This window comes from Rhizobium sp. Root1220, from assembly GCF_001426265.1.
GTDB lineage: Bacteria > Pseudomonadota > Alphaproteobacteria > Rhizobiales > Rhizobiaceae > Rhizobium.
This window is the reverse complement of the sequence record NZ_LMDG01000012.1, coordinates 222711-242843: the sequence shown is the minus strand read 5'-3', so window position 1 is coordinate 242843 and position 20133 is coordinate 222711. Positions and strand designations below refer to the sequence as shown.

The window sequence follows — 20133 nt, the reverse complement described above, 5'->3', positions numbered from 1 at the left end:
TGTCAATGTGTGATATATCAGAACAGACAATGGATTCGCGATGGAGAATTCACAAAGCCATCTTGCCTATCTGGCGCTGGAGCATGCCATCGTTACGCTGGCGCTACGGCCTGGCGCACTGGTAACGGAGCGCCAACTGATCGACCTGGCGGGGCATGGACGCACGCCGGTGCGCGAGGCTATCCAGAAGCTCGCCTGGCAGGGCCTGATCATGGTGAAACCGCGCGTGGGCCTACAGGTCGCCGAGATCAAGCCGTCCGACCACGGGAATGTCATGCAGGTTCGTCGGGAGCTTGAGCCGATCGCGGCGGCGCTCGCCGCTGAACATGCCAATGATGGTCAGCGCAAGCAGTTGATGGTATGTGCGCGATCAATGGGCGAATGTGCCATCAATGGCGATCTGGCGGCATTCTTCGCTGCAGACAAGGCGTTCGACGAGATCCTCGAAGAGGTGTGTCCCAACGCTTTCATCACCTCGGCGCTGGCGCCTGTCCAGACACATGCGCGGCGCCTGTGGTACTCAACAGCCAATCCCAACCGCATGGATCGATCGATCGCGTTGCACGTTGCAGTCATTGACAGCATACACCAGGGTAGGGTCGGTGGCGCCCGCGAGGCGATGACAGCGCTGATCGACTATCTTAGCCAGAAATGAAGACGGCCCCGTCTCCGGAGCCGTAATAACGACGGCGGCAAACGCTGCCTAGCCGACAAAAGCGCGTTCGATGACGAATTCAGCAGGCTTGCTGTTGGCGCCTTCATGGAGACCTGCCTGTTCGAGCAGTTCCTTCGTATCCTTCAGCATGGGCGAAGAACCGCAAATCATTCCGCGGTCGATCGCCGGATCGAGCGGAGGCACACCAAGATCTGAAAAGAACTTGCCCGACGAGATAAGATCGGTAATGCGGCCGCGGTGGTCGAAGTCTTCCCTGGTGACGGTCGCATAGTGACGCAGTTTGTCGCCAACGACTTCCTGCAGAAGCTCGTCATTCCTGATCTCGTCCACAAGGTCAAAGCCGTACTTCAATTCCGCAACGTCGCGGGTCGTGTGGGTGAGGATCACTTCCTCGAACTTCTCATAGGTTTCCGGATCGCGGATCAGGCTTGCAAAGGGCGCGATCCCCGTGCCGGTCGAGAACATATAAAGTCGACTGCCGGGCGTGAGAGCATCGAGGACCAGCGTGCCTGTCGGCTTTTTGCGCATCAGAACCTGATCGCCGGGCTTGATCGCCTGCAGATGCGAGGTTAGCGGGCCATCCGGAACCTTGATCGAAAAGAACTCGAGTTCCTCGGCCCAGGCTGGGCTTGCGATCGAATAGGCGCGGAAGACGGGCTTGCCTTCGACCATCAATCCGATCATCGCGAATTCGCCGGAGCGGAAGCGGAAACCCTGCGGACGCGTCATCGTGAATCGGAACAGGCGGTCCGTATAATGCGTGACGTTCAGAACAGTCTCGGCATAGACGCCGGCTGGAATCGGGGAGGCAAATTCTTCGGTCTTGGCAGGGGCGTTCATTTCGGTATCGGATCCCGTATTCGTCGGATGATCTTCTGGATGCGAGCGAGATATTACAAATAGGCGCTCAGTTAAAGGTATTCCATTCTTTCTGGCGCGATCTACGCGAAATATGCGTGACGTTGTCAGGATTCGATCGGGCCGCTAGCACCGGTCGCTTTTACGCTGGCGAACCGAAGCAAAGGATGCATATTAGGCGAAAAACGCGCCGGCCGGGCGCGGGTGCCATAGGCTGCTCGGGGAAACATGAAGATTTTCAATTACAAGCGCGTGCCCTATGCGGAAATGCGCGCCTTTTCCGTCCATATACTAACGGCTTCCGGCTCCTTCCTGGCATTCCTCGGCGTGGTTGCCGCAGCCGAGCATCGCTTTATCGATATGTTCTGGTGGTTAGGGCTGGCATTGCTGGTGGATGGCATAGATGGACCGATCGCCCGCAAAGTGAAGGTTAAGGAGGTTCTGCCGAACTGGTCGGGCGACACGCTGGACAATATCATAGACTACGTCACTTATGTGCTCCTGCCGGCGTTTGCCTTGTACCAGAGTGGAATGATCGGTGAACCCTGGTCGTTCGTCGCCGCGGGCATGATCGTGGTTTCCAGCGCCATCTACTACGCCGACATGGGCATGAAGACCGATGAGTACTTCTTTTCAGGATTTCCGGTCGTGTGGAACATGATCGTGTTCACGCTGTTCGTCATCGACGCCAGCGCGGTCACTGCGCTGACAGTCGTGATCGTTTCCGTCGTCCTTACGTTTCTGCCGATCAACTTTCTGCATCCGGTCCGCGTCCAGCGGCTGCGGCCACTCAATCTGGGTATTTTCCTGCTGTGGTCGGCGCTTGGCATGTATTCACTCCTGATGCACTTCGAAACGCCTCAATGGGCGCTTGTCCTCTTTGTCTCGAGCGGTATCTACCTCTACTGCGTCGGCGCAGTGCTGCAGTTTCTCCCGGTGCTCGGGCGTCAGGACTAGGAAGCAGAAAATGGCGAAAACGCAGGCGGTGACGTTTACCAAGACGGGCGGTCCAGAGGTTCTGGACTATGTTGAAATCGACCTGCCGCCGCCCTCCACCGGACAGGTGCAAATCCGGCATGCCGCGATAGGCCTCAACTTCATCGATGTCTATTTTCGGACCGGGCTGTACAAGGCACCGCATCTACCCTTCGTGACCGGCAAGGAAGCTGCCGGAACAGTCGTCGCGGTCGGGCCGGAGGTGACGGAGTTTGGGGTTGGCGACCGGGTTGCCTATGCCAGCGCGGATGGCGCCTATAGTGTCGAGCGTAACATAGAGACGAAGCATCTTGTAAAGGTGCCGGACGGTATTCCCCTGGAAACGGCTGCCTCGATGATGCTGAAGGGAATGACGGCGCAATATCTGCTGAACAGGACCTTCAAGGTTGGACACGACACCACGATCCTGTTTCATGCGGCAGCCGGCGGCGTAGGTCTGATTGCAGGACAGTGGGCCAAGGCTTTGGGCGCCCAGGTTATCGGCACAGCCGGATCGGACGACAAGGCCCGCATGGCGCTCGATCATGGCTACGACCATGTCATCAACTACAACAGCGATAATTTTGTCGAGCGCGTGCATGAGATCACGGGCGGAGCGGGCGTCGACGTTGTCTACGATTCCATTGGCCGGGATACTTTCCCGCAATCGCTGGATTGCCTGAAACGGCTTGGAATGTTCGTCGCATTCGGCCAGTCCTCCGGTCCGATCGAAGACTTCACCCTGGCGATCCTTGCGCAGAAGGGCTCACTGTTCGCGACGCGCCCCACGCTCTACAGCTATATCGCAACCCCGAAAGAGCTAACGGATTGTGCAAACGCGTTATTTGATGTTGTTTTAAGCAACAAAGTGCGTATCAATATCAATCAGACGTATCCGTTACGTGAGGTTGGGCGGGCTCACACGGATCTGGAAGCCAGAAAAACTACCGGAACTACGCTGCTGATACCATAATGATCCTGAACGGACAGGTCGGCGGTGGGAAATGAGGGGAACGTGTCGTCATCGAATGTGCCGGCTTCCGGTGCGTTATTGTCGGTTCAGAAACTGACGAAGCTCTTTGGCAGCTTTGCCGCCTGCAACCAAATAGACCTCGATATCGCCCCAGGCGAGATCCATGCTCTTCTCGGCGAGAACGGCGCCGGCAAGTCGACGTTGGTCAAGATGCTTTTCGGCGTTCTGGCACCGACGGATGGACATATCGTATGGGAAGGGCGGCCTGTTTCGATCGACTCGCCCGGGAACGCCCGCAAGCTTGGCATCGGTATGGTCTTTCAGCATTTCTCGCTGTTCGAGGCCTTGACTGTTGCCGAAAATATCGCGCTTTCCCTGGACGACAGCATTCCTATCGGCAGGATTGCAGAGGAGGCGAGGGCGTTGTCGCGCGCCTATGGCCTGCCGCTTGATCCACATGCCCACGTCGCGGACCTCTCGGTCGGTGAACGTCAACGTATCGAGATCGTGCGCGCACTTCTGCAAAACCCAAAACTCATCATCCTCGACGAGCCCACCTCGGTCCTGACACCGCAGGAGGCCGACCGGCTCTTCGAGACCCTGTTCAAGCTGAAGTCGGAAGGCCGTTCCGTTCTCTACATCAGCCATCGCCTTGAGGAAGTGCAGCGCATCTGTGATCGCGCCACCGTTCTCCGGCATGGTCAGGTGACCGGCGCATGCGACCCGCGCCAGCAGACGCCGGCATCGCTTGCCCGGATGATGGTGGGCAACGACGTGGCCACCGTCACGCATCCAGACCGTGGCAGCAAAGGCGATGTCCAACTGGCAGTTTCCAACCTCTCGGTCGCCCCCCGGACGCCGTTCGCCATGCCGCTCCAGGATGTTTCGCTGGCGGTGCGCTCCGGCGAGATCTTGGCGATCGCCGGGGTTGCCGGAAACGGCCAAGGCGAGTTGTTCGACGCGCTATCGGGGGAGTATCCGGTTTCGGCTTCGGGTGCGGTCACCATTCGCAACAAGCCCGTTGGAACCCAGGGGATTACGGCTCGACGCCTGCTCGGCGCTGGCTTCGTCCCGGAAGAGCGCCATGGCCACGCCGCGGTTTCAGCGATGAAGCTGTCCGACAATCTGGTCCTGGCGCGCAGCCAGTCCGACCGCAGGGCATTCCTCGCTGGTGGCTTTCTCAAGGTCATTCGCCGTAGCGCGGTGAGGAACGCCGCCAGGCGCATTTCCGAGGCGATGGATGTGCGCAAGAGCGGCGACGATCCTGCCGCAGGCTCGCTCTCGGGCGGCAACCTGCAAAAATTCATCGTGGGCCGCGAACTCGATCGCCAGCCCGCGGTTCTGGTCGTCAACCAGCCGACCTGGGGGGTTGATGCAGGGGCGGCCAGCCGCATCCGTCAGGCACTGGTCGACCTTGCGCGCAACGGCTCCGCCGTGGTGGTCATCAGCCAGGATCTCGATGAGATTTTCGAGGTCGCAACGGAAATCGCGGTTATCTCCGAGGGGCGTCTGTCGCAGCCCTTTGCTGCCGGTGAGCTAACGCGCGAAAAGATAGGTCTCTTGATGGGCGGGCTGCACGAAAGCAAGACAGCATCGGAAACGCCCGATGCGTATTGAACTCGAAAAACGCCCGCAGGCGTCCAAACTCTACGGTCTCGCATCGCCTCTTCTGGCGCTTGTACTGACACTTACCGCCGGGGCCGTCATGTTTGCGATCCTGGGCAAGAATCCGGTCGATGCGCTCGATGCATTCTTTCTCGAACCTCTGCTCGAGGTCTGGTCACTGCACGAGCTCGCCGTCAAAGCGGCGCCGCTGATCATGATCGCCGTCGGGCTGGCGGTCTGCTATCGCTCCAACAACTGGAACATCGGCGCCGAGGGGCAGTTTACCATTGGCGCCATCACCGGCTCGGCACTACCGATCCTGTTCACCGGTTGGCACTCGCCGATGGTGCTGCCGCTGATGCTGATCATGGGGGCGATCGGCGGGGCGCTCTTTGCGGCTATCCCGGCGCTGCTCAAGGCGCACTTCAACACCAACGAAATCCTGACGAGCCTGATGCTCGTCTATATTGCACAGCTCTTCCTCGATTGGCTGATTCGTGGCGCCTGGCGCAACCCGGAGGGCCTCAATTTTCCCGAAAGCGTGCCGTTCCCGCCGGAGGCGACGTTGCCGCCAATATGGGAGGAATCCGGCCGCGCGCACTGGGCGTTCGTCTTTGCCATCTTCGCCGCCATCCTCGTCTGGTTCATGCTGAAATACACTTTGCGTGGCTTCGAGATTGTGGTGCTCGGTCAATCCGAGCGGGCAGGGCGCTTCGCCGGCTTCTCGTCGAAGAAGATGATCTGGTTCAGCTTTATGTTTTCCGGTGCGCTGGCAGGCTTGGCCGGGATTTCCGAGGTATCGGGTTCCATTGGGCACCTTCAACCGGCAATCTCGCCCGGCTATGGCTTCACGGCGATCATTGTCGCATTTCTCGGCCGTCTCAATCCACTCGGCATCATTGCTTCGGGTCTGGTACTGGCGTTAACCTATCTTGGCGGTGAGGCGGCGCAGTTGTCGATCGGCGTGTCCGACAAGGTCACCCGTGTCTTCCAGGGCCTTCTGCTTTTCTTCGTCCTCTCTTGCGACACCCTGATCTACTACAAGATCCGCGTGGTCTGGTCTCGGGTGCGGGGAGGCGTGGCATGAGCATCTTCGAAGCAATTCTTCTGACCGTCATCACCGCGTCGACCCCACTTGTGATCGCTGCACTTGGCGAACTCGTTACAGAGAGGTCCGGGGTGCTCAATCTCGGTGTCGAGGGGATGATGATCATGGGCGCTGTCGCAGCCTTCGCCGGCGCACAGGTTACCGGTTCGCCCTATGTCGGCTTGCTTGCGGGGATCGGTGCGGGCGCGCTCTTTTCCCTTCTGTTCGGCTTTTTGACCTTGACGCTTGTCGCCAATCAGGTGGCGACCGGTCTGGCTCTGACGATTCTGGGCCTCGGGGTCTCGGGAATGCTAGGTGAGGGGTATGTGGGCGTCCCTGGCGTGCGGCTCGCTCCCATCGTTGTTCCGTATCTTTCGAACATACCGCTCATAGGTTCCGCCCTGTTCAGGCAGGATCTGACCTTCTATCTATCCCTGGCGCTCCTTTTCGGCGTCAGCTGGTTCCTGTTCAGAAGCCGAACCGGCCTCAAGCTGCGCGCTATAGGCGACAGCCATGGTTCGGCGCACGCGCTCGGCATCAGCGTCATCCGCACTCGCTATCTAGCAGTGATGTTTGGCGGGGCATGCGCCGGACTGGCCGGCGCACAGCTCTCGCTCGTCTACACGCCGCAGTGGGTGGAGAACATGTCATCCGGTCGAGGCTGGATAACCCTGGCGCTTGTGGTCTTCGCGTCGTGGCGGCCATGGCGCGTTTTCGCCGGCGGCTATCTGTTCGGCGCAGTCACCATCCTGCAACTGCATGCGCAGGCATTTGGTGTCGGCATTCCGGCACAGTTCCTGTCGATGCTGCCCTACGCCGCCACTATTGTGGTTCTGGTCATCATTTCTCATAATCGCCGCACGACGTTGATCAATACGCCTGCGTCGCTGGGAAAGCCTTTCGTCCCGGAGCGTTGAACAAGAAAAGCTGCAAAGCGCTCCGCAAACTTCAAACCAACAGGGGTTATCATGAAAAGACTAGCACTTGCATTTGCCGCATCGGCAGCTGCCATCCTCAGCGTCGGCTCGACCGCGCAGGCCGCTGACAAGACCAAGATCTGCTTCGTCTATGTCGGCTCGCACACCGACGGCGGCTATTCGCAGGCTCACGATCTCGGCCGCCAGCAGATCCAGAAGGAATTCGGCGACAAAATCGACACGCCCTATCTCGAAAACGTTCCCGAAGGCCCAGATGCCGAGCGCGCCATCGAGCGCCTTGCGCGTTCGGGCTGCAAGCTGATCTTCACGACGTCTTTCGGCTTTATGGACGCAACGGTCAAGGTTGCTGCGAAGTTCCCGAACGTGAAGTTCGAACACGGTACCGGCTACAAGTCCGGCCCGAACCTCGCGACCTATAACTCGCGCTTCTATGAAGGCCGCTACATCCTCGGCCAGATCGCGGCCAAGACCTCGAAGAATCACGGCGCCGCCTACATCGCATCTTTCCCGATCCCGGAAGTCGTCATGGGCATCAACGCCTTCGAACAGGGTGCCAAGTCGATCGATCCGGACTTTAAGCTGAAGGTCATCTGGGTGAACACCTGGTTCGACCCTGGCAAGGAAGCTGATGCCGCAAAGGCCATGGTCGACCAGGGCGTCGACGTGCTGACGCAGCACACCGACACGACCGCGCCAATGCAGGTCGCTGAAGAGCGGGGCATCCATGCGTTCGGCCAGGCTTCTGACATGATTGCAGCCGGTCCAAAGGCGCAGCTGACAGCGATCGTTGATACGTGGGGCACCTACTACTCCAAGCGCGTGCATGCACTTCTCGACGGCACCTGGAAGTCCGAGCAGAGCTGGGACGGCCTGAAAGACGGCATCCTCAAGATGGCCGACTACACCAACATGCCTGACGACGTGAAAAAGATGGCCCAGGAAACTGAGGCCAAGATCAAGTCGGGCGAGGTGCACCCGTTCACCGGACCGATCAACAAGCAGGATGGCACACCGTGGTTGAAGGCTGGTGAAAAGGCTGACGACAAGACGCTTCTCGGCATGAACTTCTACGTCGAAGGCGTCGACGATAAGCTGCCGAAGTGATTGCAGCACATCTCAATTCGCAGTTGCGAAAGGGCGCCCGCTTCGGGCGCCCTTTTTGCTGCACTGCATACCACAAAGTGCATTTACAAAAGTAATACTATATGATTTTTTCACCTTGTGCCGCCTGGAGGCGGCGTTGGGAGGAAATCATGAAATTGAAGACTGCACTCTTGAGTGCCACCATTCTTGCTGCCTGCACGTTTGGTTCAGCGTCGGCGGCCGAACTCGTTGTCGGCTTTTCCCAGATCGGTTCGGAATCCGGCTGGCGCGCTGCCGAAACGACTGTCACCAAGGAAGAGGCCAAAAAGCGTGGCGTTGACTTGAAATTTGCGGACGCACAACAGAAGCAGGAAAACCAGATCAAGGCGATCCGCTCGTTTATTGCACAGGGCGTCAATGCCATTTTCCTTGCCCCCGTGGTTGAAACGGGTTGGGACTCGGTGCTGAAGGAAGCCAAGGAGTCCGAGATCCCGGTTATCCTGTTGGACCGTACGATCAAGGCTCCAGAGGATCTCTATCTGACCGCTGTGACATCCGACCAGGTTCATGAAGGCAAGGTTGCCGGTGACTGGCTGGTAAAGACCATTGGCGACAAGAATTGCAGCATCGTCGAGCTTCAGGGCACGACCGGCTCGTCGCCGGCGATCGCCCGCAAGAAGGGCTTCGAAGAGGCCATTGCCGGCAAGTCGAACTTCAAGATCGTCCGCAGCCAGACCGGCGACTTTACCCGTACCAAGGGTAAGGAAGTCATGGAAAGCTTCCTGAAAGCGGAGAACGGCGGCAAGAACATCTGCGCTCTCTACGCACACAACGACGACATGGCTGTCGGCGGCATCCAGGCAATCAAGGAAGCTGGCCTGAAGCCAGGCACGGATATTCTCGTCGTCTCGATCGACGCCGTTCCGGACATCTTCAAGGCGATGGAAGCGGGCGAAGCCAATGCGACCGTTGAACTGACGCCGAACATGGCCGGACCTGCATTTGATGTGCTCGATGCATATCTAAAGGACAAGAAGGCTCCGCCGAAATGGATCCAGACGGAATCGAAGCTCTACACGCAGGCGGACGACCCGAAGAAGGTCTACGAAGCCAAGAAGGGCCTCGGCTACTGATTTGACGCTAGAACCGCACCGGCCCATCATGGGCCGGTGCGGGAACTGCCGGCTCGGGCGGGACTTCATGTCCGGCGACGAGGCGGCATGATCGGTCAATATCAGGAAATATTGCTTTCATGATTCACGATTTCGAGAACGTTCTCGCAGCCTCCGGCGTGTCGAAATTCTTCCCCGGCGCGGTTGCGCTCGACAAGGTTGATTTCACCCTTCGCAAGGGCGAAGTGCATGCGCTGCTTGGTGAAAACGGCGCTGGCAAGTCGACGCTTATCAAGTGCATGACCGGCGCCTATCGCCGCGACGAGGGGATACTGTTGCTGGATGGCGCCGCGATCGATCCCGCCGACACGCTCGCGGCTCAGAAGTTGGGAATCGGGACAGTGTATCAGGAGGTCAACCTCCTGCCGAATTTGAGCGTCGCCGAGAATCTTTTCATCGGCCGCCAGCCCAAGCGGTTCGGGATGATCGACGTCCGCAAAATGAACCAGCAGGCTCGCGAACTGCTCCGGCAATATGGCATGGACATCGATGTCACTGCACAGCTCGATCGCTTTTCGGTCGCTGTTCAGCAGGTCGTGGCCATTGCGCGAGCCGTTGACCTTTCGGGCAAGGTTCTCATTCTTGATGAGCCGACGGCAAGCCTGGACACTCAGGAAGTGGCCATGCTTTTCCGCATCATTCGTGACTTGAAGAAGCGCGGATTAGGAATTGTGTTTATTACTCATTTTCTAGAGCAGGTATATGAGATCAGCGACCGCATCACCGTTCTGCGAAATGGCAGACTGGTGGGAACGCGAGCAAGTTCCGATTTGCCGAGACAAGGGCTCATCTCGATGATGCTCGGCCATGAACTGGCGAGTGCCGAAGCGTCGGCGGGGCAGCGTTTGCCGAGTTCAGGAGCAGTGAAATATCGCTTCCACGGTTACGGCAAGCGCGGCAAGGTGAAGCCTTTTGATCTCGAGGTCCGCGTCGGAGAGGTCGTGGGCGTCGCTGGTCTGCTCGGCTCGGGCCGAACCGAAACGGCCGAACTGCTATTCGGGATCGAGCACGCCGACAGCGGCTCGGCAGAGATTGACGGCAAACCGGTGACCTTGTCGAGCCCGCGCGCAGCCATCCGCAACGGTTTCGGATTCTGCCCCGAGGACCGCAAGACTGACGGTATCATCGGCGATCTCTCCATTCGCGAGAACATCGCGCTTGCGCTGCAAGCCCGCAGGGGCTGGGCGCGACCGCTCTCCCGTGGCGAGCAGAACGCTTTGGCGGACAAGTACATCGCGGCACTCGACATCCGGACGACGGATAGGGAAAAGCCAATCCGGCTCCTGTCAGGCGGCAACCAACAGAAGGCAATTCTCGCGCGCTGGCTGGCAACCAATCCCGATTTTTTAATCCTGGACGAACCGACGCGCGGCATCGATGTCGGCGCCCATGCGGAAATCATCCACCTGATCGAAGATCTGTGTGCAAAAGGTATGTCGTTGATCGTGATCTCTTCGGAACTGGAAGAACTTATCGCCTACAGCTCACGCGTTCTCGTGCTTCGTGATCGCGAGCACATTGCTGAGCTCGCCGGCGAAAACGTGAGTGCAACTCACATCGTCAATGCGATCGCTGCGGCGCAAAAGAAAACGGAGGATGCATGAAATCCTCGCTGAATGCTTTGGTGATCCGGCTGGCTCCGCAACTCATTGCCCTTGCTGTAATTCTTCTTTTGAATTTCATCATGTTCCCGCAGTTCTTTAATGTGATCATCCAGAACGGGCGGTTCTATGGCAGCTTGATCGACGTGTTGAACCGCGGTGCGCCGGTGGCGCTGCTGGCTATCGGCATGACGCTTGTCATTGCCACGAAGGGAATCGACCTGTCGGTCGGTGCCGTCGTAGCGATTTGTGGGGCCGTGGCTGCATCGTCCATCGTCTCCGGCCATTCGCTCGCCGTGACACTTCTGACGACCATCGGCGTCGGAGTGTTGTGCGGAATCTGGAACGGCTTCCTGGTCGCCGTCCTCAATATCCAGCCAATCATCGCGACTCTTGTCCTCATGGTGGCCGGGCGCGGCATCGCGCAATTGATTACCGAAGGCGTGATCATGACCTTCAACGACGACGGCCTGATATTTTTCGGAAGCGGTTCTTTTGCCTTCATGCCAATGCCGGTCGTCATCTCCGTTGTCATGGGGGCCCTTGTCATCCTGCTCGTCAGGCGCACTGCGCTTGGCATGCTGATCGAAGCCACCGGCATCAACCGCAGAGCGAGTACGCTCTCTGGCGTAAGGACCCCGGTGCTACTGATGGCGGTCTATGTTCTCAGCGGCCTCTGTGCGTCGATTGCGGGCATTATCGTTGCTGCCGACATCAAGGGAGCCGATGCGAACAATGCCGGTCTCTGGCTGGAGCTTGATGCCATCCTTGCCGTGGTGGTGGGCGGCAATTCGTTGCTTGGGGGGCGTTTCAGCATCCTCGGCTCCCTGATCGGCGCCGTAATCATTCAGGCGATCAACACCGGCATCCTGCTCTCGGGCTTCCCGCCGGAATTCAACCTGATCATCAAGGCTGTGATCGTCATCGTCATCCTTGTCATCCAGTCGCCAGCAGTACAGTCGGCATCCGTCTTCCTGCGTAGACGATCGAGCGCTGTCAAGGGAGCACAGCCGCAATGAACTCGAAATACCTGCCGCTGCTGGCAACCATCGTGATCTTCATCCTGTCCTATGCCGTCTGCGCGCTGCAGTATCCGAACATCCTGTCCACGCGCGTGGTTGGGAACCTGCTTACCGACAATGCGTTTCTCGGCATCGCCGCAGTCGGCATGACGTTCGTGATCATCTCCGGCGGCATCGACCTGTCTATCGGGTCGGTGATTGCTTTCACCGGTGTGTTTCTGGCAGTCATTCTGCAGAACACGACGATCCATCCGCTGGTGGCCTTCGCCCTCGTACTGGTCATCACGACGGCCTTCGGTGGTATCATGGGCGCCATCATCCACTACTTGGAAATGCCGGCTTTCATCGTAACCCTTGCCGGCATGTTCCTGGCCCGGGGTATGGCGTTCGTGATGTCAATCGACAGCATACCGATCAATCATGACTACTACAGCACGCTTGCCGGCCTGTATTACAGGATGCCGGGTGGCGGGCGACTGACGCTAGTCGGCATCGTCATGCTCGTTGTTTTCGCCGCGGGCATCTTCCTGGCGCATCGAACCCGCTTCGGCACCAATGTCTATGCCCTTGGCGGCGGCGCTCAGACCGCTCAGTTGATGGGTGTGCCTGTCGGACGCACGACGATTCAGATCTACGCGCTGTCCGGCTTTCTTGCCGGTCTGTCCGGAATCGTTTTTTCACTATATACATCTGCCGGTTATTCGCTGGCAGCGGTCGGCGTCGAACTCGACGCCATTGCGGCAGTCGTCATTGGGGGGACGCTGCTGACCGGGGGGGCAGGATTCGTGGCAGGAACCTTCATAGGCATCCTGATACAGGGGCTCATCCAGACGTACATCACATTCGACGGAACGCTATCGAGCTGGTGGACGAAAATCTTGATCGGGCTTTTGCTTTTTGCATTCATCCTGATGCAGAAAGGTATTCTCTTCCTGTCCAGCTTGAACAAGAGGTATGCCTAGGGGGGACGTAGTCGTTGCAAAATAGATTGCTCGAAACGGGAAAAACAGGGCGCAAGTCACGCACCAGTCATGCACAGGTGGTGGATGAGCTCGGCAGAGCGATCGTCGCAGGCACATATTCCGTGGGAAGCATTCTGCCAGGCGATGCCGAGCTTGCCCAGCGCTTCAAGGTCTCGCGAACCGTCCTTCGAGAAACGATGAAGACTCTTGCAGCGAAGGGAATGATCGTCGCCAAGGCTCGTGTCGGCACGCGCGTGACCGAAAAGAACCTCTGGAACATGTTCGACAGCGAGATCATCGCCTGGCATTTCGACAGTGGCGTCACCGAAGAGTTCCTGCTGCAGCTCTACGATATCAGGCTTGCCTTTGAACCTTTCGCGGCCGGCCTCGTTGCCGAGCGTGCGAACAGCCGTGATATCGAGCAACTGCGGGCCTTGGCGATGGACATGGCGGCTTCCGATCACACGACCGACAGCCTTGCTCTTGCCGACCTGCACTTCCATCTCGCGGTTGCCGATTCTTCCCACAATCCGTTTATGCGAACCTTGGGAAGTCTTATCGAAGCTGCGCTCGTCGGCATGTTCAGGATCAGCACACCACCATCGCAGAATGGCTTCTCCAACATCGCCGAAACGCACATGCATATTGTCGATGCGATCGTCGCCGGGGATGTTGCGGGTGCCCGCAAAGCGATGGAAGCTGTCATCATCGACGGTCGCGATCACGTGCGAGAAGCCTATGCGGCGATGACCAAAGCCTCTGCCTAGCCTTCTTTTGATCTTTGTCGCTCGGTGGTGTTGCTGCTATGAGGCAGCGAAGAGCTGCCTTTAAACGGATTCTCGGAGCAGATCATGGAACGCACTTGTCTTGCCGTCATTCTCGCTGCAGGTGACAGCACGCGGATGAAATCGTCGAAATCGAAGGTTCTGCACGCAGTTGCGAACCGCCCGATGATCGCCCATGTCGTCGATGCTGTTGCGAAGACCAATATTTCGTCCGTTGCCCTCGTCGTCGGCCGTGATGCTGAGGACGTGGCCAAGGCCGCGAAAACCAGCGGGGTCGAGATCGAGACCTATCTCCAGAAGGAGCGGCTCGGCACCGGTCATGCGGTGCTCGCGGCGCGAGAAGCGATCGCGCGCGGATATGACGACATCATCGTCACCTACGGGGACGTTCCCCTGCAGACAGAGGAGCCGCTGAAGGCAGCCCGCCAGGCGTTGGCCGACGGGAGCGACATCGTCGTGATCGGCTTTCACACCGACAAGCCTACGGGCTACGGCCGTCTTTTGGTCAAGGACGGTGAACTGATCGCCATTCGCGAGGAAAAGGATGCCACAGATGCCGAGCGCGCCGTTACGTGGTGCAACAGCGGCTTGATGGCGATCAACGGCCGCAAGGCACTCGATCTCCTGTCGCGCATCGGAAACAGCAACGCCAAGGGCGAATATTACCTGACGGACCTCGTCGAAATCGCACGCTCGGCGGGTGGCCGCGTTACGGCTGTCGACGCGCCAGAAGTCGAGATGACCGGCTGCAACAATCGCGCCGAACTCGCCGTCATCGAAGGCCTTTGGCAGGCGCGGCGGCGGCACGACATGATGATTTCGGGCGTGACGATGATCGCACCCGAAACCGTGTTCTTGTCGTACGACACTGTCGTCGGTCAGGATGCATTGATCGAACCGAACGTGGTGTTCGGGCCTGGTACAGTGATCGATGGCGGAGCGGTCATCCACGCGTTTTCGCATATCGAAGGAGCACATGTCAGCGCCGGCGCAACCGTCGGACCCTATGCGCGGCTGCGGCCCGGCGCCGATCTGGGAGCAAGCTCAAAGGTCGGAAACTTCTGCGAGGTGAAGAACGCGAAGCTCGGCGAGGGCGCCAAGGTCAACCACCTGACCTATGTCGGCGACGCGACCGTAGGCGCCGGAACGAACATCGGCGCGGGGACGATTACCTGCAACTACGACGGCGTCAACAAGCACGAGACGCTGATCGGCGAGAACGCTTTCATCGGGTCCAACTCCTCGCTGGTGGCGCCGGTCAGCATTGGCAACAACGCCTATGTCGCTTCAGGCAGTGTCATCACTTCGGATGTTCCAGCAGGTGCGCTTGCACTCGGTCGGGCGCGCCAGGAACTGAAGCCAGGTCGGGCAACTGTGCTGCGCGAACTTGCACTCGCGATAAAGGCTGCGAAGAAGGCAAAAGGCTAGCCGCCTTCCGTAACGGCCGGACATCGAAAGTGACCGCTGAGCCGATTGAGAAAAAAGAGAAAATTGCTACGACTGGCCTCCGATAGCGGACGGCTTTTGGGGATTTATATGTGCGGAATTGTTGGGATCGTCGGAAACAGCCCGGTCGCGGAGCGCCTCGTTGATGCGCTGAAGCGACTTGAGTATCGCGGCTATGATTCCGCCGGTGTCGCGACCATTCATAACGGTGTGATGGAGCGTCGCCGTGCCGAAGGCAAGCTGTTCAATCTCGAGAAGCGATTGGATAGCGAACCGTTGCCGGGAACGACCGGGATCGCTCATACGCGGTGGGCAACGCACGGTGTGCCCAACGAAACCAATGCGCATCCGCATTTCGTCGAGGGCGTCGCTGTCGTCCACAACGGCATCATCGAGAACTTTTCGGAACTTCGCGACGAACTGACACACGAAGGCGCTGTCTTTGAGACCCAGACCGACACCGAGGTGATTGCGCACTTGATGGCGAAGTATCTGCGCGAGGGATTCGCACCTCGTGCAGCGATGCTGCGGATGCTCAATCGGGTGACGGGTGCCTATGCCTTGGCGGTCATGCTGAAGATCGACCCCGGCACGATCATGGCCGCGCGCTCCGGTCCGCCGCTGGCGATCGGCTACGGCAAGGGGGAGATGTTCCTCGGTTCGGATGCGATTGCGCTTTCTCCATTCACCAACGAGATCACCTATCTCGTCGATGGTGACTGGGCGGTGCTAACGACCACTGGCGCGACGATTCTCGATTTCTCGGGTAACCAGGTAGAGCGGCCGCGACAAATCTCGCAAACGACTGCCTATGTTGTGGACAAAGGCAACCACCGTCACTTCATGGAGAAGGAAATCTACGAGCAGCCGGAGGTGATTTCCCGTGCTCTCAGCCAATACATGGATTTCGCCAGCAATACGATCAGTCCCAGTGCCGCGGCAATCGACTTCAAAACGGTGACAGGGCTCGCCATCTCTGCTTGCGGGACGGCATATCTGGCAGGCCTCGTCGGCAAATACTGGTTCGAGCGCTACGCGCGTCTGCCGGTCGAGATCGATGTCGCCTCCGAATTCCGCTACCGCGAAATGCCCCTTTCACCTTCGCAGGCCGCACTGTTCATTTCACAGTCGGGCGAAACAGCCGATACGCTGGCTTCGTTGCGCTATTGCAAGGAGAACGGTCTCAAGATCGGGGCGGTCGTCAACGTCAAGGAATCGACAATCGCGCGCGAGGCCGATGCGATCTTCCCGATCATGGCCGGGCCGGAGATCGGCGTAGCGTCGACCAAGGCGTTCACCTGCCAGCTCGCAGTTCTGGCTTCGCTGGCACTCGGCGCTGGCAAGGCGAGGGGAACGATGAGCGTAGAGGAGGAGAAGGTGCTCGTCCGGCATCTCGCCGAAATGCCACGCATCATGAGTCGTGTGTTGAACCTCATTCAGCCGCAGATGGAAAGTCTGGCTCGCGAACTTTCGAAGTGCCGCGACGTTCTCTACCTCGGCCGTGGTACCAGCTTTCCGCTTGCGATGGAGGGGGCGCTAAAACTCAAGGAAATCTCCTATATCCACGCAGAAGGGTATGCCGCGGGCGAACTCAAGCACGGGCCGATCGCCCTGATCGACGAAAACATGCCTGTCATCGTTATTGCTCCGTGTGACCGTTTCTTCGAGAAGACTGTGTCCAACATGCAGGAAGTCGCGGCGCGCGGTGGCCGAATCATCTTCATCACGGATGAAGCGGGTGCCGCCGCATCCAAGTTGCCGACGATGGCGACGATCGCGCTTCCGAACGTGGATGAAATCATCGCACCGATGATCTTCTCGCTGCCGATCCAGTTGCTGGCTTACCACACTGCCGTCTTCATGGGGACCGACGTTGACCAGCCGCGCAACCTGGCGAAATCGGTAACGGTTGAGTGAGGGGTATTCCTCCGTCTGACGCTTGTGCAGCACGGTAAAGTCTGGCAGCTTTGGCGTGGAAGCGGAGGGGGAACTGATTTCCGGTTGCCGGTACACTCAACGGAGTTCATCTGCAAGCGATGAAGGAAAATTTGCCCCGACTGCCGATTGCCACACGCATCAGAAACAACTTTCTGGCTGGTTTGATCATTTGTGCGCCAATTGCGATCACGCTTTGGCTGACCTGGTCGGTCGTCCGCTGGGCCGACAGCTGGGTAAAGCCTTATATTCCGGCGCGATACGATCCCGACAGCTACCTGAACTTTGCCGTGCCAGGGTCGGGTCTACTGATTGCGCTTATCGCGATCACCGTCATCGGATTCCTCGGCAAGAACCTGATTGGACAGACGATCGTCCAGTTCAGCGAGTCGCTGGTTCGACGGGTACCGCTGGTGCGAAGCATCTATGTGAGCGTGAAGCAGATTTTCGAGACCGTATTAAAGGAACGCAGGAACTCCTTCAAACGGGTAGGGCTGATCGAGTATCCGAGCGCCGGCCTTTGGGCACTGGTCTTTATCGCGACGGATGCGCGAGGCGAAATCGCATCGAAGTTCAATGCCATGGGGCACGACATGGTGAGCGTCTTCCTGCCGCCGACTCCGGTGCCGACGGCTGGGTTCCTGATATTCATTCCTCGGGAGAAGATCGTTTTGCTCGACATGTCGGCGGAGGATGCAGCCAAGCTCCTTATTTCCGGCGGCCTTGTTACGCCGGAGGAGTTGATTGGACGACTGCCTAAGCAGGAACGCCCGGTTGCAGCGATGCCGGCTCCTATCGAGATGTGAACTGCCAACGCGTCACGCCTGCCATCAACCTGCATGCAGGAAGCGAATGGCTTCGTCGCGCCGGAACAGGTAGAGCAACGTGCGCACGGCTTTCCCGCGTTCGCTGGTCAGTTCGGGATCGCGCTCGATCAAATAGGCTGCGTCGCGCCTGGCGATCTCGAGCAGATCGGCATGCGCCTCCAGGCTAGCGATGTGAAACCCGGGCGTTCCGGATTGCCGTGTGCCGAGAAGTTCGCCTTCGCCGCGCAGCTTCAGATCCTCCTCGGCGATGCGGAAGCCATCCTCCGTTTCCCGCATGATGGCGAGACGCGCGTGGCCGATTTCGCCGAGTGGCCCCTTGTAGAGCAGAATGCAGGTGGAGGCCTCGTCGCCGCGCCCGACACGGCCGCGCAGCTGGTGGAGCTGCGCTAGGCCGAAGCGCTCGGCGTGCTCTATTACCATGATGGTTGCGTCCGACACATCGACGCCAACCTCGACGACGGTCGTCGCCACCAGCAGACGGATTTCGCCGTTCTTGAACGCCATCATCGCGGCGTCCTTTTCCTGCCCCGACATTCTGCCGTGGATAAGGCCAACTCCGGGGCCGAGTGCCGAAGTCAGCGTCGCGTGGCGCTCCTCGACCGACATCAGGTCGAGCTCTTCGGACTCTTCTACGAGCGGACAAATCCAGTAGGCCTTTCTGCCCTCCTTCAAGGCGCCCTGCAATCGTGCAACAATTTCGCCGGTGCGTTCCGTTGGAACAGTGATGGTCTGTATCGGTTTGCGACCTGACGGCTTTTCCGTAAGTTTCGAGACATCCATGTCGCCGAAGGCCGCCAGCACCAGCGTGCGGGGGATCGGCGTGGCAGTCATCACCAGCATGTGCGGCGAGATGCCCTTTGCCGTCAGCCGCAGGCGCTGGTGGACACCAAAGCGATGCTGTTCATCGACAACGGCGAGCATCAGGTTGTGATAGTTCACGCTGTCCTGGAATAGCGCGTGCGTCCCGATGATGATCTGCGCATCTCCTGATGCAATCCGGCCGAGGATCTCATCGCGTTCACGGCCCTTCGTGCGTCCGGTGAGTACCTCGATGCGAAGGCCGACCGTCTCCGCGAACCTCGAGATGGTCGCATGATGCTGACGCGCCAGGATTTCCGTGGGTGCCATGAGGACAGCCTGCCCACCGCTCTCGATCACCGCCGCCATCGACATCAGCGCGACCAGTGTCTTGCCGGATCCGACATCCCCCTGCAGCAACCTTAGCATTCGATCCTCGCCCGCCATATCCTTCAGAACCTCGGCGATGGCGATGGTCTGGCTTTGGGTAGGCAAGAATGGCAGCGCCTCCAGGAGCTGTCGACTGATGGTGCCCGTCGCACGTACCGGCGTTCCCGCAACCTTGCGCAACCGCTGGCGCACCAGCGTCAGAGACAGCTGGCCCGCCAGGAATTCGTCATAAGCAAGTCGGCGGCGGGCAGGGGCTTGCGCGTCGATATCGGAAGGGTCGCGCGGCGCGTGCAACATGTGGAAACTGTCGGCAACTGTCGGGAGACCCTGCTTCTGGGTGAGCGCAAGGTCGATCCATTCCGGTAGTTCAGGGGTCCGCTGCAAAGCCGACTCGATGACCTTACGGAGAGTTTTCGGCGACAGCCCAGCCGTCAATGGATAAATGGGCTCGACCAGCGGCAGGTTTTCGGCCGCGCTCGCCCTGACGATATAGTCGGGATGCACCATCGAAGCGCGACCGTTGAACCACTCGACCTTGCCGCTGACGGTTACCTCCTCGTCCAGTGGAAGCTGCTTCTCAAGCCATGCCGCCTGTCCGCGGAAGAAGACGAGCGCAAGCTCGCCTGTCTCGTCGTGCAGAAGGACACGGTACGGAATATTGCTTTTGCCGCGGGGCGGCGCCTGGTGACGATCGACGCGTCCCGTTATCGTCACGATCGCGCCTTGTGGCGCGTGCGCTATACCGGGCTGATTGCGCCGATCAACGAGTGAGTGAGGCGCATGAAAGAGCAGGTCGACAACCCGACAACCTTCCGGTGTCTCGCGCCCGAGCAGTTTCACCAGCAGCTCGGCAATCTTCGGACCGACACCGGGAAGAACCGAAACGGGTGAAAACAGCGGATCGAGGATGGTGGGGCGCATGGCGGCAAAATGCGATGAATAATGGGGCCTTGGCAAGGCTGACAAGCTGCTTTCGAGAGTCTATAGAGGCGGATCAACA

The 20133-nt window shown here is 59.0% G+C and carries 17 protein-coding genes; 15 read left to right on the top strand and 2 right to left on the bottom strand.

What is annotated here, in order from left to right; all coding sequences use genetic code 11:
* Nucleotides 1-40 precede the first annotated feature (40 nt).
* Nucleotides 41-655 carry a GntR family transcriptional regulator gene (locus ASC90_RS10490; protein WP_056539340.1) on the top strand — a complete coding sequence of 205 codons (615 nt, stop codon included), beginning with the start codon at nt 41-43 and terminating at the stop codon, nt 653-655.
* Between the two features lie 48 nt (nt 656-703).
* Here ASC90_RS10490 and ASC90_RS10485 read toward each other — a convergent pair whose 3' ends face one another.
* Entirely contained in the window at nt 704-1516 is an 813-nt protein-coding gene (locus tag ASC90_RS10485) for a ferredoxin--NADP reductase (protein WP_056539337.1), read from the bottom strand.
* Between the two features lie 246 nt (nt 1517-1762).
* Here ASC90_RS10485 and pcsA point away from each other — a divergent pair, with 246 nt between their 5' ends.
* From pcsA to ASC90_RS10415, 14 genes are all read left to right on the top strand, one after another.
* Complete coding sequence (gene pcsA / locus ASC90_RS10480; RefSeq protein WP_056539334.1) at nt 1763-2491, top strand: phosphatidylcholine synthase; 729 nt, start codon at nt 1763-1765, stop codon at nt 2489-2491.
* A 10-nt stretch (nt 2492-2501) separates the two neighbouring features.
* Nucleotides 2502-3482, top strand: a complete 981-nt coding sequence (locus ASC90_RS10475; RefSeq protein ID WP_056539331.1) for a quinone oxidoreductase — start codon at nt 2502-2504, stop codon at nt 3480-3482.
* A gap of 42 nt (nt 3483-3524) precedes the next feature.
* Nucleotides 3525-5099: an ABC transporter ATP-binding protein gene (locus tag ASC90_RS10470; protein WP_056539328.1), complete on the top strand. Its 1575-nt coding sequence runs from the start codon at nt 3525-3527 to the stop codon at nt 5097-5099.
* Nucleotides 5089-6174, top strand: a complete 1086-nt coding sequence (locus ASC90_RS10465; protein ID WP_056539325.1) for an ABC transporter permease — start codon at nt 5089-5091, stop codon at nt 6172-6174. The genes ASC90_RS10470 and ASC90_RS10465 overlap by 11 nt, the downstream gene beginning before the upstream one ends.
* Complete coding sequence (locus tag ASC90_RS10460; protein WP_056539323.1) at nt 6171-7091, top strand: ABC transporter permease; 921 nt, start codon at nt 6171-6173, stop codon at nt 7089-7091. Before ASC90_RS10465 ends, ASC90_RS10460 begins: the two co-directional genes overlap by 4 nt.
* A 51-nt stretch (nt 7092-7142) precedes the next feature.
* Nucleotides 7143-8216 carry a BMP family ABC transporter substrate-binding protein gene (locus tag ASC90_RS10455; protein ID WP_056539320.1) on the top strand — a complete coding sequence of 358 codons (1074 nt, stop codon included), beginning with the start codon at nt 7143-7145 and terminating at the stop codon, nt 8214-8216.
* Between the two features lie 149 nt (nt 8217-8365).
* Nucleotides 8366-9328, top strand: coding sequence for a galactofuranose ABC transporter, galactofuranose-binding protein YtfQ (gene ytfQ / locus ASC90_RS10450; RefSeq protein ID WP_056539317.1), 963 nt, complete (start codon nt 8366-8368; stop codon nt 9326-9328).
* 119 nt (nt 9329-9447) lie between these two features.
* On the top strand, nt 9448-10971 hold the full coding sequence (ytfR, locus tag ASC90_RS10445; RefSeq protein WP_056539314.1) for a galactofuranose ABC transporter, ATP-binding protein YtfR: 1524 nt from the start codon (nt 9448-9450) through the stop codon (nt 10969-10971).
* Nucleotides 10968-11987, top strand: coding sequence for an ABC transporter permease (locus ASC90_RS10440; RefSeq protein WP_056539311.1), 1020 nt, complete (start codon nt 10968-10970; stop codon nt 11985-11987). The genes ytfR and ASC90_RS10440 overlap by 4 nt, the downstream gene beginning before the upstream one ends.
* Nucleotides 11984-12952, top strand: a complete 969-nt coding sequence (yjfF, locus tag ASC90_RS10435; protein ID WP_056539307.1) for a galactofuranose ABC transporter, permease protein YjfF — start codon at nt 11984-11986, stop codon at nt 12950-12952. The genes ASC90_RS10440 and yjfF overlap by 4 nt, the downstream gene beginning before the upstream one ends.
* Nucleotides 12953-12966: 14 nt before the next feature.
* Nucleotides 12967-13719 carry a FadR/GntR family transcriptional regulator gene (locus ASC90_RS10430; protein WP_056539305.1) on the top strand — a complete coding sequence of 251 codons (753 nt, stop codon included), beginning with the start codon at nt 12967-12969 and terminating at the stop codon, nt 13717-13719.
* An 84-nt stretch (nt 13720-13803) separates the two neighbouring features.
* On the top strand, nt 13804-15165 hold the full coding sequence (gene glmU / locus ASC90_RS10425; RefSeq protein WP_056539301.1) for a bifunctional UDP-N-acetylglucosamine diphosphorylase/glucosamine-1-phosphate N-acetyltransferase GlmU: 1362 nt from the start codon (nt 13804-13806) through the stop codon (nt 15163-15165).
* Between the two features lie 108 nt (nt 15166-15273).
* Nucleotides 15274-17100 carry a glutamine--fructose-6-phosphate transaminase (isomerizing) gene (gene glmS / locus ASC90_RS10420; protein ID WP_056539298.1) on the top strand — a complete coding sequence of 609 codons (1827 nt, stop codon included), beginning with the start codon at nt 15274-15276 and terminating at the stop codon, nt 17098-17100.
* A 119-nt stretch (nt 17101-17219) separates the two neighbouring features.
* The gene (locus ASC90_RS10415) at nt 17220-17924 is read left to right on the top strand and encodes a DUF502 domain-containing protein (RefSeq protein ID WP_056539295.1); all 705 of its coding nucleotides are present in this window, start codon (nt 17220-17222) and stop codon (nt 17922-17924) included.
* Between the two features lie 24 nt (nt 17925-17948).
* On the opposite strand, the gene recG is transcribed toward ASC90_RS10415, so the two are convergent.
* Nucleotides 17949-20054 (bottom strand): ATP-dependent DNA helicase RecG, encoded by a 2106-nt coding sequence (gene recG, locus ASC90_RS10410; RefSeq protein WP_056539290.1) that lies wholly within the window; start codon nt 20052-20054, stop codon nt 17949-17951.
* Nucleotides 20055-20133: the final 79 nt, after the last annotated feature.